A 24,846-nucleotide genomic window follows, 5' to 3' on the forward strand; every position below is an offset into this window, starting at 1 on the left:
CCGTGAACCCGGACAAGCGCCTCGTCTCCCGCAGGCACGTCGACCTCTGTCGACAGGCCAGCGCGGTCTGTGCCGTCCGCCACTGACCCGGACCACTGCGGCGCAGCCCCATGGCCCCGGCCGGCTGACCTCACCCGGGTGACCGCGACCCGCTGAGACCCGTCCGGCTTTCCCCGCTCCCGTGCATCCGTGCGTCACGGGAGCCCTTCACGCCTACCCGCGCGGACTCCGCACGGCCGCAGCAGCGGCCCCGGTCCGGCGCGTTCTTCGCGCAGCGCAGCCCCGTCGCCTCATTCCTCCCGCAGCGGAACGAATACGCGTACGTGCTCCGCCGCGCGCTCCTCCTCCCTTCCCCGTCACAGGCAGGCATCGATGACCGAGTTGTACCCCCTCACGCCGTCCGGACCGTCCCGGCGCTCCACGCTCCGCGCCGCGGGCGGCGGCGCCCTGCTCCTCGGACTGGGTCTCGCGGGCTGCCGCTCGGCCGTGTCGGGCACCGCGTCCGTGCCGCGGGGCGCGAGCGCCGCACCCCGGCGCGGCGGTGTGCTGAACGTCGCCGTGAACGCCGACTTCACGCCCGCCCTGCTGTTCGCACAGAGCGGCCAGTCCCTCCAGCAACGCCTCATCTACAACACCCTCACCCGCTACGACGACCGCCTCCATCCCGAACCCGAACTCGCCACCTCCTGGACGTACGCCAAGGACGGGCGAAGCATCACGCTGCGGCTGCGCGACGACGTCACCTTCCACAACGGCCGCTCGTTCACCGCGGACGATGTGATCTTCGCGGTGAGGAACCTTCAGAACCCTGTGCGTGCGGCCCAGTTGCGCAGCACGGCGGCCACCATCACCGGGTTCGAGAAGCGCGGCGACCACGAACTGGTGCTCACGCTGGCGCACCCGGTCAACAACCTCTTCGACCTGTTCGAGTTCATGATCATCACTGACTCGGAGAGCGTCGAGGACGCCGTCGCGGGGACGAAGCTCATCGGGACCGGCCCGTTCAAGCTGAAGAAGTGGAGCCCCGGCTCAGGTCTGAGCCTCACTCGCAACGACACCTACTGGAAGCCCGGCCGCCCCTACCTCGACGGGGTCGAACTCCGGGTCATCGCCCAGGCCGACGCGCTGATCTCGTCCCTGCGCTCGGGCCAGTCCCAGCTCTCCTTCGACGTGCCCGGCAAGAGCCTCGGCGTCGTCAAGGCCGACGGCGGGCTCACCCTCAGCGACTACGACACCGGCGCCGGGGCCGTCTACCTCGGCGTCAACACCACGGTCGCCCCGCTGACCGACCGCACGGTCCGCCAGGCGCTCGCCTGGGCCGTCGACCGGGACCGGCTCGTCGCCCAGACCCTCGGCGGGTACGGCCTCGCCTCCGCCGCGCCCTGGCCCAAGTCCTCACCCGCCTACAGCGAGGCCGACCGCACCCACTACACGCACGACCCCGCGAAGGCCCGGCGACTCCTGAAGTCCGCGGGGCACACCCGGCTCGACCTCCCCATGCTGCACATCGCACTGCCCGGCGAGACGGCCATCGCCGAGTCCATCCAGTACGACCTCAAGCAGGTCGGCGTCCACGTCACGCTCCAGCCCACCGACGGGGCCACGGCACAGAAGAAGCTGATCTCGCAGGGCATGCCGGCCCTGTGGTCCCTCGGCCACGGATTCGCCCAGGTGCAGCCCTCCACCCTCGCCGTCAGCGCGTACCCCTTCAACGAGGCGAAGAACACCTCCAGATACCGGTCCGCCGCCTACACCCAGGTCGTACGGGAAGCCTGGACCGAGCCCGAGACCGACAGGGCCGCCGCCAACGCCCTGCACCAGAAGATCTCCTCCATCCTTCTCGACGAGGCGTTCCTCATCGACCTCGTCGTACGCGGACAGATCCAGGTCTCCGCCGCCCGCCTGCACGGCGTCACGCTCAACAAGTTCTCCTACCTCGACCTCGACAACGCCTACCTGGTGTGACATGCGCAGCTACCTGATCCGGCGGCTGCCGTCCGCCCTCCTCGTCCTGGTCGCCGCCTCCTTCCTGATCTTCACCATCCTCAGACTGGTCCCGGGCGACCCCGCCACCGCGCTCGCCGGACCCGACGCGGACGCGGCGACCGTCGCCGCCATCCGCGAACGGCTCGGCCTCGACGCACCCCTGCTCTCCCAGTACGCCCACTGGACCGGCTCGCTTCTGAAGGGGGACCTCGGACCCTCCTACGCGATCGGCGGGCAGACCGCCGACCTCATCGGCGACGGGCTCGGTGCCACCGCCGAACTCACCCTCGCTGCACTGCTGTTCGTGATCCTGCTCGGTACGGCCTTCGGTGTCCTCGGGGCCACCTCGCGCAACCGGTGGCTGACCGCGGCCGTGCGCGTGATCACCACCGCCGCCCTGGCCGTACCCCCGTTCGTCAGCGGCGTCCTGCTCGTCCTGGTCTTCGCCGTGGCGCTCCCCGTACTGCCGCCCGGTGGCCGGGTCGCCTTCCTGACGGCCCCGGACCTCGCCGCCCAGTACCTGGTGCTGCCGGCGCTCTGCCTGGCGCTGCCCAGCGCCGCCGTGCTCGGCCGCTACCTCAAGGACGGCATCGAACGCGGCCTCGCAGAGGATCACATCCGCACCGCCACAGCCGCCGGGATCGCCCCGCGCCGCCTGCTGTGGCGCCACACCCTGCCCAACGCCCTGCCGCCCGTCGTCACCCTGCTCGGCATGCAGGTCGGGAACCTGCTGGGCGGGGCGGTCCTGGTCGAGGCGATCTTCGCCTGGCCCGGCCTCGGACAGCTCGCCGAACAGGGGCTCCAGCGCCGCGACTACCCGGTCGTCCAGGACCTGCTGCTGCTCCTGGTCGCCGTCTTCGTCCTCGTCCAGCTGCTCACCGACCTCGTGTACGCCTGGCTCGACCCCCGGATCAGGTGGGAGTGACCCTGATGACCCAGCCAACCGACCTCCTCACCGCCGCGCCGCCCCCGGCCGCCCGCACGCCGCACGCCACGGCCCGCCCCCGCCATCCGTACCGCACCGCCCTGTCCACCGCCCGAGCCCGCACCGGCCTCGTCCTCGCCGGCATCGTCGTCCTCGCCGGACTCCTCGCGCCGCTGCTCGCCGGACACGGGCCCACCGACCAGAGCGGCCAGAGCCTCGCGGGACCCGGGGCGCCCGGGCACCTCCTGGGCACCGACGACCTCGGGCGCGACCTGCTCAGCCGGGTGCTGTACGGCATCCGCACCGACCTCACCATCATCACGATCGCGGTGCCCGCCGGCGCCGCACTCGGCTGCCTGCTCGCCCTGGCCGCCGCCGCCCACCCCGTCGCCGACACCGTTGTCCAGCGCGTCTTCGACCTGCTCCTCGCGTTCCCCGGGCTGATCCTGGCGCTCGCCGTCACGGCGATCCTCGGCCCCGGGCGCGTTCCCGTCGTGCTCGTCATCGCCCTCGCGGAGGTCCCGGTCTTCGGCCGGCTGCTGCGGAGCGGCGTCCTCGTACAGCGGGAACGCGAGTACGTCACCGCCGCCCGGGTCGGCGGCGGTTCGGGCCGCCGGGTGCTCGTCCGGCACATCCTGCCCAACGCGGCCGACCCGCTCGTCGTGCAGATCGCCGTCTCGCTGACCGTCGCCGTCTTCATTGAGGGCGCGATGAGCTTCCTCGGCGTCGGCGTCCGGCCGCCCGAGCCCACCCTCGGAGCCGTGCTGAGCCAGTCCATGCCCTACCTCGCCCAGTCCCCGCACTTCGCCGCGGGACCCCTGATCACCGTGACCGCGCTCGTCCTCGGACTCTCGCTCATCGCCGAGGCGCTCAACCGGGAGATACGCCGATGACCGTTCCCGAGCTGCTGGACGTCCGCGACCTCGGCGTCGAGTTCACCGCACCCGACGGTTCACCGCTGCGTGCCGTGCGCGGCGTCTCCTTCACCCTGCGCCGGGGCGAGACCCTGGCCGTCGTCGGCGAGTCGGGGTCCGGCAAGTCCACCACCGCGCTCGCCCTGAACCGCATGCTGCCCGGCACCGGCCGCATCACCACCGGCACGGTCCGGCTGGACGGCCGCGACCTGGCCGCCGCCGACGAGGCGGAGCTGCGCGCCGTGCGCGGCGCCCGCATCGGCATGGTCTTCCAGGACCCGATGACCGCCCTCAATCCCGTACTCACCGCGGGCCGCCACATCGACGAGGCCCTGCGCGCCCACGGCAACCACGACAAGGCCGCCCGCCGTGCCCGCGCCGTCGAACTCCTGGACCGGGTCGGCATCCCCGACGCGCTCCGCCGCGCCGACGACTACCCGCACCAGTTCTCCGGCGGCCAGCGCCAGCGCATCCTCATCGCCATGGCCCTCGCGGGCGAACCCGACGTCCTCCTCGCCGACGAGCCGACCACCGCACTCGACGCCACCGTCCAGGACCAGATCCTCACCCTGTTGGGCGACCTCAACCGCGAGACCGGCACCGCCCTCGTCCTCATCACCCACAACATGGGCGTCGTCGCCCGCGCCTGCGAACGGGTCCTCGTCATGTACGGCGGCACCGTGGTCGAGGACGGGCCCACCGCCGAGGTGCTCACCCGCCCCCGCCACCCGTACACCGCCGGACTCCTCGCCGCCGTCCCGCGCCTCGCCAACCCGTCCGGGACCCGGCTCACCGGCATCCCCGGCAGCCCGCCCGACCTCACGCTCCTCGGGGACGGCTGCGCCTTCGCCGACCGCTGCACCCTGGCCGAGGACCGCTGCCGCACGCAGACCCCGCCGCTCGCACGGGTGGCCGGCGGCGTACGGGTCGCCTGCCTCCCCGCCGCCGGACGCACCGAGCCCCTGCCCGCCCCGGCCCCGCCCGTGCGCATCGACCGCCCCGCGCCCGGCGAGGTCGTCCTGGAGGCGGACGGCCTCACCAAGACGTACGGGGGACGCGGCGCCCGGCGACGCGGGGCGCCCGCGCTCGACGGGGTGTCGCTGACGCTCAGGGAGGGCGAGACGCTGGGCATCGTCGGCGAGTCCGGCTCCGGGAAGTCCACCCTCGCCCGGGTCCTCGCCCACGCCCACACCGCCGACGGCGGCACCCTGCGGCTGCGCGGCCAGGACATCACCCGGCCTTCGCGCCGGGCGCTGCACGCGGTGCGCCGCCACGTCCAGATGGTGTTCCAGGACCCCTACGCCTCGCTCAACCCGCGCATGACCGTGGGCGAGATCGTCGCCGAACCCCTCGTCGCATTCGGCCTCGGCGACCGCGAAGCGCGCCGAAAGCGGGTGGCGGAGCTCTTGGAGCTGGCGGGCCTGGACCCGGCCGCGGCCGGACGCCACCCACGCTCCTTCTCCGGCGGCCAGCGCCAGCGCGTCGGCATCGCCCGCGCGCTCGCCCCCGCACCGTCCGTCCTCATCTGCGACGAACCCGTCTCCGCGCTCGACGTGTCCGTCCAGGCCCAGATCACCGGCCTGCTCACCGACCTCCAGCGGGACCTGGGCCTCTCCCTCGTCTTCATCGCCCACGACCTCGCGGTGGTCCGGCAGATCAGCCACCGGATCGCCGTCATGCACCGGGGCCGGGTCGTGGAGACCGGCACCGCCGACGCGGTGTGCGAGCACCCCCGCGACCCGTACACCCGCGCCCTGCTCGCCGCCGCGCCCGAACCCGTACCCCCGCCTGCACGCGCGGAGCGCGCGGGAGCCCTCGCATGACCGACCGCACCCTCCAGCCGCCCGCCCCGACCCATGACGGAGTCCCCAGCCCATGACCACCAGCACCCGCCGCGACCCCTACGACGGCTTCCCCGGCCGCGTCGGCCGCACCTTCGCCGCCTCCCAGCCGGCCTGGCCGGCTCGCCGGACACCGGGGGAGAAGGCCCCCAACATCGTCGTCGTGCTCGTGGACGACATGGGCTACAGCGACATCGGTCCCTTCGGGTCGGAGATCCCCACCCCCGTACTGGACTCCCTCGCCCGGGACGGCGTACGGCTCAGCAACTACCACACCATGCCGCTGTGCTCCCCGGCCCGCGCCGCCCTGCTCACCGGCCTCAACCCGCACCGCGTCGGCTACGCCATGGTCGCCAACTCCGACCCCGGTTTCCCCGGTTACGGCATGGAGATCGCCGACGACATCCCCACCCTCGCCGAACTCCTCCACGACTCGGGCTACGCCACCTACGCCGTCGGCAAATGGCACCTGGTCCGCGACTCCGCCTCCAACGCCGCCGACGACCGCGACAACTGGCCGCTGCGCAAGGGCTTCGACCAGTACTACGGCGTCCTGGAAGGGCTCACCAGCCTCTTCCACCCGCACCAACTGGTCCGTGACAACAGCCCACTGGACATCGACGAGTTCCCCGACGACTACTACTACACCGACGACATCACCGACCAGGCCATCTCCATGGTGAAGTCGCTGCGCGCCCACGACCCGGACAAACCCTTCTTCCTCTACCTCGCGCACAACGCCGTCCACGGCCCGCTCCAGGCCAAGGAGCAGGACATCGCCCGCCACCGGGGCCGCTACGACGCGGGCTGGGACGCGCTGCGGGAGCGCCGCTTCGCCGCGCAGATCGCCGACGGCCTCTTCCCGCCGGGCACCAAACTCCCCGCACGCAACAGCGAGGCCGGGCAGGACGTGCCCGCCTGGGACAGCCTCACCGAGGAGCAGCAGCGGCTGTACGCACGCTACATGGAGGTGTACGCGGCACTGGTCGACAACATCGACCAGAACCTCGGCCGGCTCACCGCCACCCTCGAAGCGCTCGGTGAGCTCGACAACACCATCATCGTCTTCACCTCCGACAACGGAGGCACCGGCGAGGGCGGCGCCGAGGGCACCCGCTCCTACTTCAGCCGCTTCGTCCACCACCCCGCGCTGCCCGAGGACTGGACCCCCGACGTCGACCGCGACCCCGGGCTGATCGGCGGACCGCGCAGCCTGGTGCACTACCCGCGCGGCTGGGGCATGGCGTCCAACACCCCGTTCCGGCTCTACAAGGGGCACACGTACGCGGGCGGGGTGCGCGTCCCGTTCGTCCTGTCCTGGCCGAGGGGCGCCCGCGAAGGCCGGCTCACCCCGGGCACCCGCCCGCAGTACCAGTACGTCACCGACATCGCCCCGACCCTCCTCGAACTCGCCGGCCTGGAAAGGCCGGAGCGCCGGCACGGCGTCCTGCTCCAGGAACCGGACGGCGTCACCTTCGCCCCCGTACTAGCCGACCCGGAACACCTCTCCACCCACCCCGAGCAGTACTGCGAGATGACCGGCAACCGCAGCTACTACCGCGACGGCCGCAAACTCGTCACCCTGCACCGCCCCGGCGCGCCCTACGACGACTCCGAGTGGGCCCTGTACGACATCAGGACCGACCCGACCGAGGTCCACGACCTGGCCGCCGAGCACCCCGGCCTCGTCAAGGAACTCTCGGCGGCCTGGGAGAAGGCCGCCTGGCGCAACGGCGTCTTCCCGCTCCCCGACGGCAGCGGCGCACTGGCCCGCCGCAATCCCGCCGAAGGCCGCCTGTCACACCCCCTCACCCTGCTGCCCGGGACCCCGGAACTGGAGCGCTACCGATCGTCCCGGCTGGTCTCCCTGCGCTCCTTCGAGGTCACCGTCGCGATCGACGACACGGGCGAGGGCGTCCTCGTCTCGCACGGCGACCAGGGCGGCGGTTACAGCCTGTACGTGGAGGACGGCCGCCTGCACTTCGCGTACAACGAGTACGGCGTGCTCCACGAGACGGACGCGGGCCCGCTCGCACCGGGCGCGCACACGGTCCGCCTCGCCGCCACCGCCGAGCAGGGCCTGCGCTGGAGCTTCCGGATCGAGGCCGACGCCGAGACCAGGGCCATCCCGCCCAGCGTCCACCAGCTCATCGGCATGGCCCCCTTCCAGGGCATCAGCATCGGCGTGGACCGCAAGTCCCCCATCTCCTGGCCCCTCTTCGAACGCCACCGCTCCTTCCCCTTCCAGGGCCGCCTGCGCTCGGTGACCTACACCCCCGGCGATCCGGGCCCGGACTCCCCGGAGGCGGTGGCCCAGGCCCTGAAGGAGGCGGCAGCGGCATTCGAATGAGCGAGCACACCCAGAAATCCCCACCCCGCCCCACCCCCCGGAGATCGATTCGCGACCACCCCCGCCCAGGTCTAACGTCGGTGGGGTGAACGACTGCGTTCACCCCACCGCACCAGCGGCAACGAACCCATGACCGGCTCCCACGCGACACCCCCGCAAGCCACCGCAACCCCCCGGAGGGACCGCGGCGGCACCATAGCCCTGCTGGTCATCTGCTCGTGCCAACTGATGGTGGTCCTGGACATCACCATCGTGAACATCGCCCTGCCCCACATCCAGACCTCCCTCGGATTCTCCACCGAGAACCTGTCCTGGGTGATCAACGCGTACACCCTCACCTTCGGCGGCCTGCTGCTCCTCGGCGGCCGGGTGGGCGACATCCTCGGGCGACGCCGGGTCTTCATGACCGGCGTCGCCCTCTTCGTCATCGCCTCGCTGCTCGGCGGCCTGGCGCAGGAATCCTGGCAACTGCTCGCCGCCCGCTCCCTCCAGGGCGTCGGCGGCGCGATCGCGTCGCCGACCGCGCTCGCCCTGATCACGACCACCTTCCACGAAGGCCCCGCACGCAACAGGGCCTTCGGCGTGTTCGCGGCCGTCTCCGCGGGCGGCAGCGCCATCGGCCTGCTCGCGGGCGGCGTGCTGGTCGAGTGGCTGGACTGGCGGTGGATCTTCTTCGTCAACGTGCCCATCGGCGCGCTGATCGTGCTGGCGACCCGCCGCTACATCCAGGAGTCCGAACGCCACCCGGGCCACTTCGACGTCCTCGGCGCCCTCACCGCGACGCTGGGTATGGTCTCCCTCGTCTACGGATTCATCCGGGCCTCCGAGGAGGGCTGGAGCGACACGCTGACGCTCCTCGCGTTCGCCGCGGCCGTCGTGCTGCTCGGCCTGTTCATCGCCATCGAGAGCCGGTCCCGGCAGCCGATCACCCCGCTGTGGATGTTCCGCGACCGCAACCGCGCCGGCACCTACGGGATCATGCTGAGCCTCGCGGCGGCGATGTTCGGGATGTTCTTCTTCCTGACCCTGTTCGTGCAGAACATCCTGGGCTTCAGCCCGCTGCGCACGGGCCTCGCCTTCCTGCCGGTCAGCGTCATCATCGCGATCGGCGCCGGGTTCACCTCGAAGCTGCTGCCGCGGTTCGGACCCAAGCCCTTCATGGTGACGGGCGCGGTCCTCGCGGCGGGCGGGCTCGGCTGGCTCACGCAGACCGACGTCCACAGTTCGTACCCGGGCAGCCTGCTGGGCCCGATCCTGGTGTTCGGGCTCGGCATGGGCCTGCAGTTCGTCTCGCTGACGCTGATGGCCCTGTCCGGCGTCGAACCGCACGAGTCGGGCGCGGCCTCCGGAATCCTCAACACCACGCAGCAGGTGGGCGGATCGCTCGGCCTGTCCATCCTGGTCACGGTCTTCGGTACGGCGAGCCGCAACGAGGCGACCGACCAGGTCCCCACGTTCATGGCCGAGGCGACACCGGCGCAGCTCGCCCGGTTCCGTAAAACAGGGCAGCTCCCCAGTCCCTGGGGCGACCAGGTCCTGGCGTCGGGTGTCTCCACCGCGTTCCTGGCCGCAACGGCCTTCGCCGTCGTCGCCGCGCTGATCGCGCTGTTCGTCATCCAGGTCCGCCCCTCGGACCTGGAGCGGCTGCGCGGGAGCGGCCGGCCGGGCCCCTGAGGACCGGTCCGACCGCTTCCCGCCGACGGGTCAGCCCTTGACGGTGAAGCCCGCCCGCAGCAGATCGTCGTCGCGCGACGACGGACCGACGAGCAGCTCGAAGGCCCCCGGCTCCACGACCCGCAGACCCTCGGCGTCCACCAGGGCGCACGCGGCGACCGGCAGTTCGATCGTCACCTCGCGCGACTCGCCCGGAGCCAGCCGGATCTGCCGGTAGGTCTTCAGCTCCTTCTCCGCCCACGTCACGGAGGTCACCAGGTCACTCACGTACGCCTGTACGGTCTCCAGCGCGGGGCGTCCGCCGGTGTTGCTCACCGTGACGCGCGCCCGCAGCGTGTCGCCCGCGCCCAGGACATCGGTCAGCACCTCCAGGTCCGTGTAGGCGACGGTCGTGTAGCTCAGGCCCTCGCCGAAGGCGAACGCGGGCCGCTGGGTCAGGTCCGCGTACCGCGAACCGTGCTGGCCGCGCAGCTGGTTGTAGTACGTGGGCTGCTGCCCGGCATGGCGCGCGAAGGACACGGGCAGCCGCCCGGACGGTTCGACGAGCCCGAGTACCAGCTCGGCGACCGCACGGCCACCCTGCATGCCGGGGTTGAAGGCGTACACGATGGCCGACGCGCGGTACGCGGACGGCGGCAGCACCAGCGGTTTCGAGGCGATGACGACCACGGTGAACGGCTTGCCCGTCGCGGCGAGCGCGTCCAGCAGCGCGATCTGGCCGCCGATCAGCTCCAGGGTCGCGGTCGAGCGGCCCTCACCGATCAGCTCGATGCGGTCGCCCACCACGGCGACGACATGGTCGGCGGCCTCGGCGGCGGCGACCGCCTCCGCGATCAGGTCGCCGGACGGTTCGCACGGGACGACGATCTCGGGGCGCGGCTGCCCGTCCGGGAAGAAGGCGCCCTCCGGGTCCGGGCCCACCGTCAGGATGTCGGCGCCGCGCGCGTGGGTGACGGTCCAGCCGGCCGGCACATGCTCCCGGAAGCCGTCGAGGACGGTACGGATCATGGCGCGCGGATGGCCGTCCGGCAGCCAGTCCGCCTGGCCGGAGGAGCCCGCCCAGTCCCCGAGCTGGGTCTGCGCGTCATCGGCGTTGGGACCGATCACGGCGACCGTACGCGGTGCCGCGCCGGCGTCCGCGACCGCCCGCCCGTCCGCCCCGGCCTCGAAGCCGCCGTCCAGAGGCAGGGTGCCGTCGTTGGCCAGCAGCACCAGCGAGCGGCGGGCCGCCTCCAGGTTCAGCTCGGCGTGCCCGGCGCTGCCGATGACCGCCCGCTGCCGTTCCCGGTCGGGGTGGCGCGGGTTCTCGAACAGGCCCAGCTCGAACTTGAGCGTGAGGATGCGCGCGACCGCCGCGTCGACGTCCGCCTCGGCGAGCCGTCCGGCCGCCACGGCTTGCTGCGCCCCCTCGAAGAAGTCGGGCGTGGTCATCACCATGTCGTTGCCCGCCCGGACCGCGGCGGCCGCCGCCTGGGTGTGGTCGGCGTACACCTTCTGCTCCCACACCATGCGCCCGACGTTGTCCCAGTCGGTCACCAGCGTGCCGGTGTAGCCCCACTCGCCGCGCAGCACCTCGTTGAGCAGCCAGTTGTTGACGGTGACGGGGACGCCGTCCATCGACTGGTAGCCCAGCATGAACGTACGGCAGCCCTCCTTGGCGACCCGCTCGAACGGCGGCAGGAACCAGGAGCGCAGCTTGCGGCGCGAGATGTCGGCCTCGCTCGCGTCCCGGCCGCCCTGGGTCTCCGAGTACCCCGCGAAGTGCTTGGCGCACGCCAGGATCGCCGTCGGGTCGTCCAGCCCGTCGCCCTGGTAGCCGCGCACCATCGCCGACGCCAGCTCGCCGATGAGGAAGGGGTCCTCGCCGAACGTCTCGCTGACCCGCCCCCAGCGCAGGTCCCGGGTGATGCACAGCACCGGCGAGAACGTCCAGTGCACCCCGGTCGCGGCCACCTCGACGGCGGTCGCCCGCGCCACGCGCTCCAGCAGCTCCGGGTCCCAGCTCGCGGCCATCCCCAGCTGCGTCGGGAAGATGGTGGCGCCCTCCCAGAACGAGTGCCCGTGGATGCAGTCCTCGGCGACCAGGAGCGGGATGCCCAGCCGGGTCCGGCGGGTCAGCTCGGCCGCCTCCAGGACGCGTTCCGGCGAGGCGTGCAGGATGGAGCCCGCGTGCATGTCCTCGATGTGCTGCCGTACCCCGTCCTTGGCGTTCAGCTGGAGCATCTGGCCGACCTTCTCGGGCAGCGTCATCCGGCCCAGCAGATCCGAGACGCGCTCCGGAATGGACAGGCGGGGGTCGAGATAGGGCAGGGAGGAGCCCACGGGCTTTCCTTTCACGACGTCGGCGACGTTCTCATCGGGCGGTGCGCGGAGGCGGCACGCTCCGGGGACCACCGTACGCCGAATACCGACCTAGTGGTAAGTAAGTAGCATGCGAACATGTGCGGCCAGGGCGGCCGAGACCACCGGGGAGCGTGCCGAGTGACCGGCGATGAGCGGCGTGGATACGCGAAGGGCCGGGCGAAACGCGGGGAAATCCTCGACCAGGCCATGACCATGTTCGGTGAGGCCGGCTACCGGGGCGCCTCGCTGCGGGTGATCGCCACCCGCTGCGGCATCTCGCATCCCGGACTGCTGCACCACTTCCCGACCAAGGAATCCCTGCTGCTCGCCGTCCTGGAACACCGCGACGCCGTGGACGGCCAGTGGCTGGAGGCGGGCCGCCCCACCGGCGTCGACCGGCTGCGCCGGCTGGTCGGACTCGCGGCGCTCAACGCGGAGCGGCGCGGCATAGTCGAGCTGTTCTGCGTGCTGTCGGCCGAGGCCACCTCGGCCGACCACCCGGCCCACGCCTACTTCGTGGAGCGGTACCGGTGCTCGGTGCTGTCCACGGCGGTCTCGTACACCGAGGCGCGCGAGCAGGGCGTGCTGCGCGAGGACATCGACCCGCGGGAGGCGGCGCAGCAGCTCATCGCGCTGATGGACGGACTGCAGATCCAATGGCTGCTCGGCGACGGCGCGACCGACATGGCCGGGGTCCTGCACGCGCATGTGCAGGCGCAGTTGACGGTTGCGTTCTGAGCCGACGGGGCCGGCGTCGCGAGACGGCGCCTCCACACCTCTTTACGGGCTTGTCATGTGCCGGTAACTTCCCTGCTGCAAGAGATTGCAGCAACATTCCGGCTTGATTTACAAGCTCGCTCGGACCTTGAGGCGCGTCAGGGTCTCCGGCGGGATCGCGCGGGCCCCACCTCCCGCGCATCGGACGCCACGGCTTCGCCGCCGTCGTGGCCCTTCCCTGGAGACACCATGAAACGCAACGCCCACCGGCTGCTGAGACGCACCCTGGCGTCCGCCGCTGCCGCCGCCGCGGTGTTCGGGCTGCTCACCGCACTGCCGGACACCGGTCTCGACGCGCGGCCCGTCGCCGCCGCCGACGCGACGACGACCGTCTTCTACTACACCAAGACGAAGAACTGGGCCGCCTACAACCTGCATTACGCCCCCGACGGCGGTGCGTGGACGACCGTGCCCGGGGTGGCCATGGACGCCGCCTGCACCGACTGGGTCAAGAAGACCGTCCCGCTCTCCGGAGCCGAGGGCATCCAGGCGACCTTCAACAACAGCTCGGGGGTCTGGGACAACAACGGAGGCAAGAACTACGACCTGGGCAGCGGGAACATCACCGTCAAGGACGGGGTCGTCGCCCACAGCGATCCCTGCGCGGACAGCGGTGATCCCGACCCGAGCCCCACTCCGACCGACGCGGCGCACACCGCCTCGGTGTACTACTCCACCGCCACCGTCGGCTGGACGACCACCAACCTGCACTACCGGCCCGCCGGAGGTTCCTGGACCGCCGTGCCCGGCGTCGGCATGGAACCGGCCTGCACCGGCTGGATGAGGAAGACGGTCGACCTCGGCGCCGCGACCTCCATGAAGGCCGCGTTCAACAACGGCAACGGCGTCTGGGACAACAACAACGGCGGCGACTACACGATCACGGCGGGTCTCAGCACCGTGAAGGACCGCGCGGTCCTCGAGGACGCCTCGGACCCGTGCGCCACCGCACCCGCCGACAACGAGGCGCCCACCGCCCCCTCGGCGGTCACGGCGGAGGCCGACGGCGTCGCGGTCGTGCTCAGCTGGGAACCCTCCACGGACGACACCGGGGTGACTCGCTACCAGGTCACCCGCACAGGCGGCACGAAAGGCAGCCTCGTCACCGATGTGACCTCCACCGTGCTCTCCGAATCCGGTCTGGAGGAGCACACCACCTACACCTACACCGTCAAGGCGGTCGACGCGGCGGGCAACACCTCCGCCGCCTCCGCGCCCGCGAAGGCGACCACCGGTGACAAACCGCCCGCGGCGGCCCAGGGCACACCGCTGGGCACCGACCCCCGCAAGGACCCGATCTACTTCGTCCTCACCGCCCGCTTCAACGACGGTGACGCGAGCAACAACCGGGGCGGCAGCCAGGACGTGAAGTCCGGCAACGCCGCCAACGACGATCCCATGTTCCGGGGGGACTTCAAGGGCCTGGTCAACAAGCTGGACTACATCAAGGGGCTCGGCTTCTCGGCGGTCTGGATCACCCCGGTCGTCCTGAACCGGTCCGACTACGACTACCACGGCTACCACGGCTACGACTTCTACAAGGTCGACCCCCGCCTGGAGTCCGCCGGAGCCTCCTACCAGGACCTCATCAACGCCGCCCACGCCAAGGGCATCAAGATCTACCAGGACGTCGTCTACAACCACTCCTCGCGCTGGGGTGCCAAGGGCCTGTTCACGCCGACCGTCTACGGCGTCCGTGACACGCAGTGGAGCTGGTACTACGACGAGAAGAACGAGGGCTTCGAGTACGACGGACTCACCGTCGAACCCAAGAGCGGCAAGTCCTACTACAACGGCGACATGTGGTCCACGGCCGAACCCGCGGGCAACACGTGCCTCAACTGGGGCAAGCCGACCGGCGGCAAGTCCGCCGAGGGCTACACCATCTACAACTGCCAGTGGCCCAACCCCACAACCGGGATGTTCCCGAAGGAGTACTACCACACCTGCTGGCTCGGCAACTGGGAGGGCGAGGACTCCCGCTCCTGCTGGCTCCACGAGGACCTGGCCGACTTCAACACCGAGTCCGCACCGGTGCAGAACTACCTGATCGGCGCCTACGACAAGTACATCGACATGGGCGTGGACGGCTTCCGCGTCGACACCGCGGTGCACATCCCGCGCACCACCTGGAACCGCCGCTTTCTCCCCGCGATCCAGGAGCGGGTCACTCAGCGGTTCGGCGCCGAGGCGGCGAAGAACTTCCTCGTCTTCGGCGAGGTCGGCGCCTTCGTCAACGACAAGTGGAACCGCGGCTCGGTCAACCACTCGGCGCAGTTCTTCACCTGGAAGGAACGCCGGGAGTACGACGCCGACGACACCAAGGCCGCCCTGGAGATGTACGCGTACGAGGAGAAGCTCGGCACCGGCGACCAGCCGACCTCCACCAACGCCTTCCTGGACGGGAACAGCTACCACACCCCGGACCACAGCCGGTTCTCCGGCATGAACATCATCGACATGCGCATGCACATGAACTTCGGTGACGCCACCAACGCGTTCAACAACGGCAAGGACTCCGACGATTCCACCAACGACGCCACCTACAACGTCGTCTACGTCGACAGCCACGACTACGGGCCCAACAAGAGCGGCGAACGCTACGCGGGAGGCACCGACGCCTGGGCCGAGAACATGTCCCTGATGTGGACGTTCCGCGGCATCCCCACCCTCTACTACGGATCGGAGATCGAGTTCCAGGCCGGCAAGAAGATCGACTGCGGCCCCACCTGCCCCCTGGCCTCCACCGGCCGCGCCTACTACGGGGACCACCTCGCGGGCAGCGTCACCGCCTCGGAGTTCTCACAGGTCGACTCCGCGTCCGGTGAGGTCGCCAACACCCTCGCCAAGCCCCTGGTCAAGCACCTCCAGCGGCTCAACCTGATCCGCCGGGCCGTGCCCGCCCTCCAGATGGGCCAGTACTCCACCGAGGGCATCAGCGGCCAGATGGCCTACAAGCGCCGCTACACCAGCGGATCGACCGACAGCTTCGCCCTGGTCACCGTCACGGGCGGCGCCTCGTACACCGGCATCCCCAACGGCACCTACAAGGACGCCGTCACCGGTGACACCCGGGTCGTCACCGACGGAAAGCTCACCGTCGACGCCCCGGGCAAGGGCAACATGCGCGTGTACGTGCTGAACGGCCCCGGGAAGATCGGCACCGCGGGCCCCTACCTGAAGTAGCCCGTACGTGCGGGTGCCCCGTCGGCCGGGGCGCCCGCACGCCGTCACACGCCCAGCAGCTCCGCCCGGCCGATCACGGCCGTCGACCCCGGAGCCGTACACGCGAAGGCACCCGCCACCGCCCCCAGCCGGGCGCACTCCGCCGGCTCACGCCCGTCCAGCCTGCCGTACAGGAAACCGGTGACGAACGCGTCGCCCGCGCCGTTGCTGTCGACCACGGGCGCCGGCGGCGCGACCGCCGCGATGTGCACCGGCTCGTCGCCGCCGTCGCGGGTGAGGAGGTACGAGCCCTCCGCGCCCGCCGTGGCCACCACCGTCGTGGCCCGGCCCTCACGCAGGATCTCCCGCATCAGCGCGGGCGCGTGCTCCCCGGTCGCCGCCGCGCTGAAGAAGACCAGATCGGACCGGAGGGCGAACTCCCGCTGATGGTCGCTCCGCCCGTCCCAGTCGTGCAGATCCGTGGAGACCGGCACCCCCAGCGCCTCGATGTCGTCGTACAGGAACCGGGTGAAGTTCGTGATCGACAGATGGACATGGCGGGCCCGCCGCAGCCGGGGCAGGTAGAACTCCCGCGGCATCCGCAGGTCCTCCGGGTCCCGGGCGTCGTAGAACGACATCCGCCGCCCCGTCGCGTCCACCAGGTTCACCGCACGCCGGGTCCCGGCCGGGGAGATCACCGCATGGAACTCCACGTCCCCCTCGGCCAGTCGCTCGCGCACCTGCGTCCCGGTCCAGTCGTCACCGATGCAGTCGAGGAACACCACACCGAGCCCCAGCGCACGGGCGCCGAGCGCCACGTTCCCGCCGGTCTGGCCGGGCCACTCCCGGATCGGGCCGACCAGCACCGAGTCGGCCGCCGGGACCGGCAGGGCGTCGACGCGGACGATCGTGTCCACCCCGCTGCCGCCGACCACCACGATGTCGTATTCCGTTGGCTGTTGGACCACTGAGCCCCCTCTCGCGTACCCGCCGCGCTCAGTATCGCCCACCCGCCCGGCCGTTCGACGCGCGCCCGGGACCCCCGCTGGCTAGGCTCGACCGGGGGCCGACAACCTGTCCCATGGAGGCTCACGCCATGATGCTGTTGCCCGAACCGCGCGATATCCCGCCGCGCCTCGCCACCGGCGCCTTCATCCTCAACTCCGGCCTCGGCAAGCTCAAGGCCGACGAGGGGACCGCCCAGGGGCTGCACGGTATGGCCAGCAACGCCTACCCGTTCCTCGGCAAGCTGGAGCCCGCCCGGTTCACCCGGTTGCTCGCCTGCTCCGAGATCGCGGTCGGCGCCACCCTGCTGGCGCCCTTCGTACCGACCCGGCTCGCCGGGCTGCTCCTCACCGGGTTCTCCGGTGGTCTCTTCGGCCTCTACCTGCGGACCCCCGGCATGCGGGAGCCCGGCAGCCTCCGGCCGACGCAGGACGGCATCGCGCTCGCCAAGGACTCCTGGATGCTGGGCATCGGCCTGGGCTTCCTCGGCGCCGGCGGCAACCGCGTCCGCGCCACCGCGAAGTGCCGCACCCGACGCAGGTGCGCGCACTGACCCCACGCCGCCGTCACGCGTGGACCCGGGCCATCAGCAGCGCCACGTCGTCGTGGCCGTCCGGGTCCCGCAGCTCCCGCAGCAGCCGGTCGCACGTCGCGTCGAGCGACGCGTCCGGGGTGCGGAGCAGCCCCAGCAGCGTCTCCAGGCGGCTGTCGATGTCGTCGTCCCGGGTCTCCACCAGGCCGTCCGTGTACAGCACCAGCCGGTCGCCCGGGCCGAGCGGGACCGTGACATCGCTGAACGGCACCCCGCCCACCCCCAGCGGCGCCCCGGCCGGGAGATCCAGCAGCACCGGCTCACCGCCCTCCGGGATCAGCACCGGCGGCAGATGCCCGGCCGTGGACACCCGGCACCGCCCGGCACCCGGGTCGTACACCGCGTAGACACAGGTGGCGAACCACGGGTCCAGGCCGGCGGTGATCTCGTCCAGGTGCCCCAGCACCTCGGCAGGCTCCAGGGAGAGCCGGGACAGGGTCTGGGTCGCGGTGCGCAGCCGCCCCATCGTGGTGGCCGCGTTGATCCCGCTGCCCATCACATCGCCCACCACCAGCGCGGTCCCGCCGTCGCGCAGCCCGATCACGTCGAACCAGTCCCCGCCGACCTCGTAGCGCGAGGCGGCCGGCCGGTACCGGGACACCACGTCGAGGCCCGCCGGGTCGTGATGGTTGCGCGGCAGCATGCTGCGCTGAAGCGTCAGCGCGGTCTCCTGCTGCTGGCGGTAGAGACGGGCGTTGTCGATGCCGACCGCGGCCCGGGCCGCCAGCTCGGCGGCCAGCGCCTCGTCCTCCGCCGTGAACGGCAGCGGGTTGTCCGTCCGGATCAGGTCGATCGCCCCCAGCACCTCGCCCCGCGCGATCAGCGGCACCGCCAGGTACGAGTGCGCGCCCGCCTCGGCCAGCAGGGCGGCCGACCGCTCGTCGCGGGCCACCCTCGCCAGCTTCTCCGCGTCGAGATACGGCTCCCGCACCGGCCGCGCCGTCCGCACGCAGCGGGTGACGAGGCGGTCGGCACCGTAGCGGGCGGCCCGGCCCGGTGGGTCGGCCGCCTCCACCACGGGCGTCGGCCGGGCGGCGACGACGGCGAGGGCCCGGATGAGGAGCGGACCGTCGGACGGCCCGGGACGCCCCTTCAGGACGCTGTCCAGCACGTCCACCGCGGCGACGTCGGCGAGCTGCGGCACCGTGACCTCGGCCAGCTCCAGGGCCGTCTGCTCCAGGTCGAGCGTGGTGCCGATGCGCACCGAGGCGTCGGCGATCAGCGCGAGGTGCTGCCGGGCCCGCTCCGCCTCGGCCGCCGCGCGGTGGCGGTCGGTGACATCGATCAGCGAGGCGGCGATGCCCAGCACCCGCCCCGCGGAGTCGTCCAGCCGGTACAGCGACACCGACCAGGCGCGGTCGCTGTCCGGTGCGGCGGGGGAGCGGCCGACCACCTGGCGCGACACCTGCGGCACACCGCTGTCCAGAACCTCCCGCGCGGCCGCCTCCAGGCCGTCCGGGCCCAGGAACGACAGCGCCTCGCCCATCGGCCGCCCCAGGTGCTCCGCGGCGCTCACGCCGTCCATCCGTTCCAGCGCGGCGTTGGCGGACAGGAAGCGCAGACCGGGGTCCAGCACCGCGAGCCCGATCGGCGACTGGTCGACCAGGCCCACCGACAGCGCGAGATCCCGCTCCACCCGGCGCAGCACGTCCCCGTCGGCCGCCAGCCCCAGCGCGTAGTAGTCACCCCGGTCGTCCTGCAACCGCATGTTCCGGAACTCCAGCAGCCGGGTGGTCCCGTCCTTGTGCCGTACGGGGAAGACCCCGGCCCACGCCTCGCCGCTCCCCATCACCTGGCCGAAGAGGCGGAGCACCAGCTCGAAGTCCTCCTCGTCGACGAGCACCCGGGCGGCGAACTCGCCCAGCGCCTCCTCGGCGGAATACCCCAGCAGCCGTTCGGCCTGCGGGCTCCACAGGACGATGCGGCCCTGGGTGTCCAGGACGAGCGCGGCGACCCCGAGGACGTCGAGCAGACCGCTCTCGGACGCCCGGCGCGCGCCCGCCCGGTGAGCCTCGCCCCAGCCGATCCGCATGTCATCAGTGCCGCCCACGGACGATCCTTCCCAGCCGTCACCGTGCCCGACGCAGGCCCGCCGTCTCCCATGATCGCCCCTGAGCCGCCGCCCCCGCAGCTCCGAGGGACGTGAAGAGGACGCGAAGGAAGGCCCACCGGGGTTTCGGGGGCGAAATGCCGGTCACCCGCAGCGTACCGAGGCAAACGCGACGCACACGACCGTCAGGAGTGAGAGTCCATGGATAACTGGCGCATGCACGCGGCCTGCCGCGACGAGGACCCGGACCTGTTCTTCCCCATCGGGAGCAGCGGCCCGGCGCTCGTCCAGGTCGAGGAGGCCAAAGCGGTGTGCCGACGCTGCCCCGTACAGCAGGAATGCCTGCGGTGGGCCCTGGAGAACAACCAGGACGCCGGGGTGTGGGGTGGTCTCGGCGAGAACGAGCGGCGCGCCCTGAAGCGACGCACCCGGTACCGGACGCACCGCTCCGGATAAGCCGGACAAGGCAGGATGAAGTATGGACACCAAGACGTGGATCATCGTCGGCGCGGTACTCGGCCTGCTCATGCTGGCCACCGCCGGCGTCCTGCTGGTACGAGTCCTCAAGGCCAGGAAACTGCTGGTCGAGGCCGGTGTCCCACTGCACAACAAGGCGCTGGTCTGGGCGGCGGTGCTGTACACCGTGTCGCCGGTCGACCTGCTGCCGGACCCGGTCTACCTCGATGACATCGGGTTCCTCCTGCTGGCCCTGCGCTCGCTGCACAGCGCGGCGCGGGCCGCAGGGGTCGGCGCTCGGCGGGAGCAGCCCGCCGAGACCAGGAAGAACCTCGTTCCGTAGCGCGCCGCACCCCTTCCGCCGAACCCGGCGCGCTCTGATCGTTGACAGCTGGACGAGTACACGTCACTCTCCTGGGAGAGCGCTCTCCCACCCGCCGCGGGATCCCCGTCCCGCACTCTTCCGCCAGGAGAGAATGTGCACAGAGCCGGTTCAGCCCTGCCCGCGCGACCCCGCGCGGGCACGCTGCTGATCACCCTTCTCGCCCTCGTCGCCTCGTCGCTGGTCATGCTGACCGCGTCCGGCGCACGGGCCGCGGAATCCCTGCTGTCGCAGGGGAAGACCGCCACCGCGTCCTCGTCGGAGGGTGCCGGCTACGCGGCCTCGGCCGCCGTGGACGGCAACCTCACCGGCACCCGCTGGGCCAGCGCGTGGAGCGACCCGCAGTGGCTCCAGGTGGACCTGGGCGCCGCCGCCGGCCTCAGCAGGGTCGTCCTGACCTGGGAGTCCGCCTTCGGTAAGGCGTACGAGATCCAGGCGTCCGACAACGGGTCCGACTGGCGCACCCTGAAGACCGTCACCAACGGCGACGGCGGTACCGACGACCTCGCGGTCAGCGGTTCCGGCCGCTACGTCAGGATGCACGGCACCGCCCGCGCCGGCGGCTACGGCTACTCCCTGTGGGAGTTCCAGGTGTACGGCACCACCGGCTCCGGCAACCCGGACCCCGGCACCGGCGGAGCCGTCCGCGTCACCGGTTCGCAGGGCAACTGGCAGCTCACCGTCGGCGGCAAGCCGTACCAGGTGAAGGGCCTGACCTGGGGTCCGTCCGTCAACGACGCGGCGCGCTACATGCCCGACCTGAAGTCCATGGGCGTCAACACCATCCGCACCTGGGGCACCGACGGCACCTCCAAGCCGCTGCTCGACGCGGCGGCGGCCAACGGCATCCGCGTGGTCAGCGGCTTCTGGCTGCAGCCCGGCGGCGGCCCCGGCAGCGGCGGCTGCGTCAACTACGTGACCGACGACGCCTACAAGTCCTCCTCGCTCACCGAGTTCGCCAAGTGGGTGGACACGTACAAGAGCCACCCCGGTGTGCTCATGTGGAACGTCGGCAACGAGTCGGTGCTCGGGCTGCAGAACTGCTACAGCGGTGACGAGCTGGAGAAGCAGCGCAACGCGTACACCGGCTTCGTCAACGACGTCGCGAAGAAGATCCACACCATCGACCCGGACCACCCCGTGACGTCCACCGACGCCTGGACCGGTGCCTGGCCCTACTACAAGCGCAACGCCCCCGACCTCGACCTGTACTCGATGAACTCCTACGGGGACATCTGCGGGGTCCGCACCGCCTGGGAGACCGGCGGCTACACCAAGCCCTACATCATCACCGAGGGCGGCCCGGCCGGTGAGTGGGAGGTGCCGGACGACGCCAACGGGATCCCCGACGAGCCCACCGACGTGCAGAAGGCCGAGGGGTACACCAAGGCGTGGAACTGCGTCACCGCCCACCAGGGTGTCGCACTGGGCGCCACCTTCTTCCACTACGGCACCGAGCACGACTTCGGCGGCGTCTGGTTCAACGTGGTGCCGGACGGCAAGAAGCGGCTCTCGTACTACGCCCTGAAGAAGGCGTACAGCGGCTCCACCGCCGGTGACAACACCCCGCCCGTCATCAGCGACATGACGGTGCAGAACGCCGGCGGCGCCCCCGCGGGCAAGGAGTTCACCGTCCGCGCCGACGTCCGCGACCCGGACAACGACCCGGTCACCTACAAGATCTACCTGAGCGGCAACTACGCGACCGGTGACAAGGCCCTGGTGGAAGCCAACTGGCGGTCCACCGGAAACGGCACCTTCGCGGTGACCGCGCCCGCGCGGCTCGGGGTGTGGAAGGTGTACATCCAGGCCGAGGACGGGCACGGCAACGCCGGCATCGAGACCAAGTCGGTGAAGGTCGTGGTGCCCCCGGTCAGCGGCACCAACATCGCGCTCGGCCGCCCGGCCACCGCCTCCTCCGCCCAGGCCGGCAGCAGCGGCTGCCCCTGCACCGCGGCGATGGCGACCGACGGACGGCTGGACACCCGGTGGGCCAGCGACTGGAGCGACCCGCAGTCCATCCAGGTCGACCTGGGCGAGCGGAAGTCGTTCCGCCACCTCCAGCTGGTGTGGGACCCGGCGTACGCCAAGTCCTACGAGGTGCTGGTCTCGGACGACGGCAACTCCTGGCGGTCGGTGTACACCACGACCACCGGGAACGGTGACGCCGACGACTTCGACATCGCGCAGACCGCCCGCTACGTGAAGCTCAACCTCACCCAGCGGGGCACGGCGTGGGGCTACTCCCTCTGGGAGTTCGGCATCTACAGCTGACGAGCGGGCGGGCGCCGGCGGGGACGTCCCCGCCGGCGCCCGCCCCGGTGCGTGTCGGTGGCCGCGCGGGGGAAGGGGAACGGCCATGGTTGAACGCATGAACGTCACCGACATCCTGACCGAGGGGTACACCCGCATCCAGGAGACCGTGCACGCGGCCGTCGAGGGCCTGGACCCCGACGACCTCCACGCCCGGCTCGACGACGACGCCAACTCGATCGCCTGGCTCGTCTGGCACCTGACCCGGGTCCAGGACGACCACATCGCGGACGCGGCCGGCACCGAACAGCTCTGGACCGCCCAGGACTGGGCCGGCCGCTTCGACCTGCCCCTCCCCGCCGACGCCACCGGCTACGGGCAGAGCAGCGAGGAGGTCGCGGCCGTCCGCGTGGACTCGGCCGATCTGCTCCTGGGCTACTACGACGCCGTCCACGAGAACACGCTCGCCTACATCCGCGGCCTGGACGGTCATGCGCTGGGCCGCGTCGTGGACGAGGGATGGGACCCGCCCGTCACGCTGGGGGTTCGGCTGGTCAGCGTACTGTCGGACGACCTCCAGCACGTGGGTCAGGCCGCTTTCGTACGCGGAGTGCTCGAACGCCGCGCGTAGTGCCCCGGGCCCGTACCCACGATCCGCTTGAAGTGGCGGGTCAGGTGCGACTGGTCGTAGAAACCCGCCGACGCGGCGACCGCCGAGGCCGGGACCCCGCGCAGCAGCAGCCGCCGCGCCAGGTCGACCCGCCTGCCCATGACGTACTGGTGCGGCGCCATCCCGAACTCCCGGCTGAACGCCCTTACCAGATGGGTGTGATGGGCGTGCAGCCGCGCACCGGCCTCCTGGAGCGTGATGCCCTCGACGTAGGTCGCGTCGAGGAGCTCGCGCAGCCGGTGCGCGAGCCGGCCGTCGTGGACGTACGGGGCGGAGCCGGCCCGGCCGCCCAGATGCTGTTCGAGCCGTTCCGCGACCAGGGCGAGCCGGCTCGCCGCCTCCAGCTCGTCGCCCGGGGCCGCGAGCGTGCGGTGGAGGCGGTCGATACGGCTGCGCAGCGCCGGGTCGTGCAGCACCGGCCGGTCCACCGCCCGGCCGATCAGCCGTTCGTCCACCTGACCGGTGTCGAGGTACAGCACGCGCTTGCGGAAGCCCTCGGGGGTGGCCGCGGCACCGTTGTGAGGGACGTGCGGCGGCAGGAGCGTCACCGTGTGGGTGAGCACACCGTGCTCGTGGTGGTCCAGGTCGTAGCGCACCATGCCCTCGTCCACGACCAGCAGCGTCCAGGCGTCGTGCGTGTGCATGGGGTACGCGTGGTCGGTGAAACGCGCGTGGAAGACCTCGGCGATCCCCTCCACGGGCGGCGACCACGCGGTGATCTCGGGACGTGCTGCGGCCATAGGCCGATCGTACGCCGGGCGGGCGCCGCTCCCCGACGTGCAAAGTTCGTACAAGACCGGGCCCCGGGCGGCCCGGCAGGCTCGGGGCATGACAGCTGAGACCACCGCCCCCGCCCCCGTACGCTTCGACACCAAGATCGCCGTGCTGCTGAGGAACGACCTGGAGACCTGGCAGCGCCTGAACGTCACCGCCTTCCTGGTCAGCGGTCTCGGCACGGTCGCCCCGGAACTGATCGGCGCGCCCTACACCGACGCGGACGACACCCCTTACCTGCCGATGTTCCGCCAGCCGGTCATGGTCTTCGAGGGTCCGAAGGAGATGTTGACCACCGCCCACACCCGTGCCGTCGGCCGGGGCGTCGCGCTGTCCGTGTTCACCTCGGACCTCTTCGCGACGGGCAACGACCGCGACAACCGCGCCGCGGTCCGCGCGGTGCACCGGACCTCACTCGACCTCGCCGGGATCGCGGTGCACGGGCCTCGCAACGCGGTGGACAAGATCCTCAAGGGTGCGTCGATGCACCGGTGACGACGGCCGCGCCGCCCGCCGGAACGAGAGGCGGCGCGGCCGTCGTCACCGGGTGCGGTCCACGACGTACGGGAACAGCGTGAGCATCTCCTCCAGGGCGTCGGGCGCCGACGAAACGCTCTCCAGGCAGGCCCGCGCCCGCTCCAGGTGACCGTGTGCCTCCGCCGTGGCGGCCGCCCGCCCGCCGGCCTCCT

The 24,846-nt window shown here is 71.6% G+C and carries 18 protein-coding genes; 14 read left to right on the top strand and 4 right to left on the bottom strand.

Translation table 11 applies throughout. From position 1 onward, the window contains the following. Nucleotides 1-372: 372 nt before the first annotated feature. From G3I41_RS12070 to G3I41_RS12095, 6 genes are all read left to right on the top strand, one after another. On the top strand, nucleotides 373-1,965 hold the full coding sequence (locus G3I41_RS12070) for an ABC transporter substrate-binding protein (RefSeq protein ID WP_164400203.1): 1,593 nt from the start codon (nucleotides 373-375) through the stop codon (nucleotides 1,963-1,965). A gap of 1 nt (nucleotide 1,966) precedes the next feature. Beyond that, nucleotides 1,967-2,911 carry an ABC transporter permease gene (locus G3I41_RS12075; protein ID WP_164400204.1) on the top strand — a complete coding sequence of 315 codons (945 nt, stop codon included), beginning with the start codon at nucleotides 1,967-1,969 and terminating at the stop codon, nucleotides 2,909-2,911. A gap of 5 nt (nucleotides 2,912-2,916) precedes the next feature. Then, nucleotides 2,917-3,804: an ABC transporter permease gene (locus tag G3I41_RS12080; protein ID WP_164400205.1), complete on the top strand. Its 888-nt coding sequence runs from the start codon at nucleotides 2,917-2,919 to the stop codon at nucleotides 3,802-3,804. Beyond that, nucleotides 3,801-5,648 (top strand): ABC transporter ATP-binding protein, encoded by a 1,848-nt coding sequence (locus tag G3I41_RS12085; RefSeq protein ID WP_164400206.1) that lies wholly within the window; start codon nucleotides 3,801-3,803, stop codon nucleotides 5,646-5,648. The genes G3I41_RS12080 and G3I41_RS12085 overlap by 4 nt, the downstream gene beginning before the upstream one ends. A gap of 52 nt (nucleotides 5,649-5,700) precedes the next feature. After that, nucleotides 5,701-8,016: an arylsulfatase gene (locus G3I41_RS12090; protein ID WP_164400207.1), complete on the top strand. Its 2,316-nt coding sequence runs from the start codon at nucleotides 5,701-5,703 to the stop codon at nucleotides 8,014-8,016. Between the two features lie 129 nt (nucleotides 8,017-8,145). After that, nucleotides 8,146-9,690 carry an MFS transporter gene (locus tag G3I41_RS12095; protein ID WP_164400208.1) on the top strand — a complete coding sequence of 515 codons (1,545 nt, stop codon included), beginning with the start codon at nucleotides 8,146-8,148 and terminating at the stop codon, nucleotides 9,688-9,690. Between the two features lie 30 nt (nucleotides 9,691-9,720). Here G3I41_RS12095 and G3I41_RS12100 read toward each other — a convergent pair whose 3' ends face one another. Next, nucleotides 9,721-12,012 (bottom strand): glycoside hydrolase family 3 N-terminal domain-containing protein, encoded by a 2,292-nt coding sequence (locus tag G3I41_RS12100; protein ID WP_164400209.1) that lies wholly within the window; start codon nucleotides 12,010-12,012, stop codon nucleotides 9,721-9,723. Between the two features lie 159 nt (nucleotides 12,013-12,171). On the opposite strand from G3I41_RS12100, the gene G3I41_RS12105 reads away from it, so the two are divergent. Both G3I41_RS12105 and G3I41_RS12110 read left to right on the top strand, forming a co-directional pair. Then, nucleotides 12,172-12,771, top strand: a complete 600-nt coding sequence (locus tag G3I41_RS12105; RefSeq protein ID WP_164400210.1) for a TetR/AcrR family transcriptional regulator — start codon at nucleotides 12,172-12,174, stop codon at nucleotides 12,769-12,771. A gap of 228 nt (nucleotides 12,772-12,999) precedes the next feature. Then, nucleotides 13,000-15,996, top strand: coding sequence for a carbohydrate binding domain-containing protein (locus tag G3I41_RS12110; RefSeq protein ID WP_164400211.1), 2,997 nt, complete (start codon nucleotides 13,000-13,002; stop codon nucleotides 15,994-15,996). A gap of 44 nt (nucleotides 15,997-16,040) precedes the next feature. Here G3I41_RS12110 and G3I41_RS12115 read toward each other — a convergent pair whose 3' ends face one another. Continuing rightward, a complete protein-coding gene (locus G3I41_RS12115; protein WP_164400212.1) occupies nucleotides 16,041-16,943 on the bottom strand; it encodes a carbohydrate kinase family protein in 903 nt (300 codons plus the stop codon). Between the two features lie 128 nt (nucleotides 16,944-17,071). On the opposite strand from G3I41_RS12115, the gene G3I41_RS12120 reads away from it, so the two are divergent. After that, nucleotides 17,072-17,533 carry a hypothetical protein gene (locus G3I41_RS12120; RefSeq protein WP_164400213.1) on the top strand — a complete coding sequence of 154 codons (462 nt, stop codon included), beginning with the start codon at nucleotides 17,072-17,074 and terminating at the stop codon, nucleotides 17,531-17,533. Between the two features lie 13 nt (nucleotides 17,534-17,546). On the opposite strand, the gene G3I41_RS12125 is transcribed toward G3I41_RS12120, so the two are convergent. Continuing rightward, a complete protein-coding gene (locus G3I41_RS12125; protein ID WP_164400220.1) occupies nucleotides 17,547-19,604 on the bottom strand; it encodes a SpoIIE family protein phosphatase in 2,058 nt (685 codons plus the stop codon). Between the two features lie 219 nt (nucleotides 19,605-19,823). Between G3I41_RS12125 and G3I41_RS12130 the strand changes: the two genes are divergently transcribed. The 4 genes from G3I41_RS12130 to G3I41_RS12145 all read left to right on the top strand — a co-directional run bounded on the left by G3I41_RS12130 (nucleotide 19,824) and on the right by G3I41_RS12145 (nucleotide 23,344). Further along, on the top strand, nucleotides 19,824-20,078 hold the full coding sequence (locus G3I41_RS12130; RefSeq protein ID WP_164400214.1) for a WhiB family transcriptional regulator: 255 nt from the start codon (nucleotides 19,824-19,826) through the stop codon (nucleotides 20,076-20,078). Nucleotides 20,079-20,100: 22 nt separating this feature from the next. Next, the gene (locus G3I41_RS12135; protein ID WP_164400215.1) at nucleotides 20,101-20,421 is read left to right on the top strand and encodes a YkvA family protein; all 321 of its coding nucleotides are present in this window, start codon (nucleotides 20,101-20,103) and stop codon (nucleotides 20,419-20,421) included. Nucleotides 20,422-20,556: 135 nt separating this feature from the next. Then, on the top strand, nucleotides 20,557-22,734 hold the full coding sequence (locus G3I41_RS12140) for a discoidin domain-containing protein (RefSeq protein WP_164400216.1): 2,178 nt from the start codon (nucleotides 20,557-20,559) through the stop codon (nucleotides 22,732-22,734). 97 nt (nucleotides 22,735-22,831) lie between these two features. Next, the gene (locus G3I41_RS12145) at nucleotides 22,832-23,344 is read left to right on the top strand and encodes a DUF664 domain-containing protein (protein WP_164400221.1); all 513 of its coding nucleotides are present in this window, start codon (nucleotides 22,832-22,834) and stop codon (nucleotides 23,342-23,344) included. On the opposite strand, the gene G3I41_RS12150 is transcribed toward G3I41_RS12145, so the two are convergent. Next, the gene (locus G3I41_RS12150) at nucleotides 23,302-24,123 is read right to left on the bottom strand and encodes an AraC family transcriptional regulator (RefSeq protein ID WP_164400217.1); all 822 of its coding nucleotides are present in this window, start codon (nucleotides 24,121-24,123) and stop codon (nucleotides 23,302-23,304) included. The genes G3I41_RS12145 and G3I41_RS12150 overlap by 43 nt on opposite strands. Before the next feature lie 88 nt (nucleotides 24,124-24,211). Here G3I41_RS12150 and G3I41_RS12155 point away from each other — a divergent pair, with 88 nt between their 5' ends. Beyond that, nucleotides 24,212-24,652 (top strand): DUF2000 domain-containing protein, encoded by a 441-nt coding sequence (locus tag G3I41_RS12155; RefSeq protein ID WP_164400218.1) that lies wholly within the window; start codon nucleotides 24,212-24,214, stop codon nucleotides 24,650-24,652. Nucleotides 24,653-24,846: the final 194 nt, after the last annotated feature.

The sequence above is a fragment of the Streptomyces sp. SID9727 genome, from assembly GCF_010550605.1.
In the GTDB taxonomy this organism is placed as follows: Bacteria; Actinomycetota; Actinomycetes; order Streptomycetales; family Streptomycetaceae; genus Streptomyces.

Bases quoted from the DNA above. Each gene is read 5' to 3' on its own strand.
- G3I41_RS12155 (WP_164400218.1), top strand. From the start codon at position 24,212: ATGACAGCTGAGACCACCGCCCCCGCCCCCGTACGCTTCGACACCAAG.
- G3I41_RS12110 (WP_164400211.1), top strand. From the start codon at position 13,000: ATGAAACGCAACGCCCACCGGCTGCTGAGACGCACCCTGGCGTCCGCC.
- G3I41_RS12125 (WP_164400220.1), bottom strand. From the start codon at position 19,604: ATGCGGATCGGCTGGGGCGAGGCTCACCGGGCGGGCGCGCGCCGGGCG.
- G3I41_RS12070 (WP_164400203.1), top strand. From the start codon at position 373: ATGACCGAGTTGTACCCCCTCACGCCGTCCGGACCGTCCCGGCGCTCC.
- G3I41_RS12085 (WP_164400206.1), top strand. From the start codon at position 3,801: ATGACCGTTCCCGAGCTGCTGGACGTCCGCGACCTCGGCGTCGAGTTC.
- G3I41_RS12135 (WP_164400215.1), top strand. From the start codon at position 20,101: ATGGACACCAAGACGTGGATCATCGTCGGCGCGGTACTCGGCCTGCTC.
- G3I41_RS12145 (WP_164400221.1), top strand. From the start codon at position 22,832: ATGAACGTCACCGACATCCTGACCGAGGGGTACACCCGCATCCAGGAG.
- G3I41_RS12120 (WP_164400213.1), top strand. From the start codon at position 17,072: ATGATGCTGTTGCCCGAACCGCGCGATATCCCGCCGCGCCTCGCCACC.
- G3I41_RS12130 (WP_164400214.1), top strand. From the start codon at position 19,824: ATGGATAACTGGCGCATGCACGCGGCCTGCCGCGACGAGGACCCGGAC.
- G3I41_RS12090 (WP_164400207.1), top strand. From the start codon at position 5,701: ATGACCACCAGCACCCGCCGCGACCCCTACGACGGCTTCCCCGGCCGC.
- G3I41_RS12075 (WP_164400204.1), top strand. From the start codon at position 1,967: ATGCGCAGCTACCTGATCCGGCGGCTGCCGTCCGCCCTCCTCGTCCTG.
- G3I41_RS12080 (WP_164400205.1), top strand. From the start codon at position 2,917: ATGACCCAGCCAACCGACCTCCTCACCGCCGCGCCGCCCCCGGCCGCC.
- G3I41_RS12150 (WP_164400217.1), bottom strand. From the start codon at position 24,123: ATGGCCGCAGCACGTCCCGAGATCACCGCGTGGTCGCCGCCCGTGGAG.
- G3I41_RS12095 (WP_164400208.1), top strand. From the start codon at position 8,146: ATGACCGGCTCCCACGCGACACCCCCGCAAGCCACCGCAACCCCCCGG.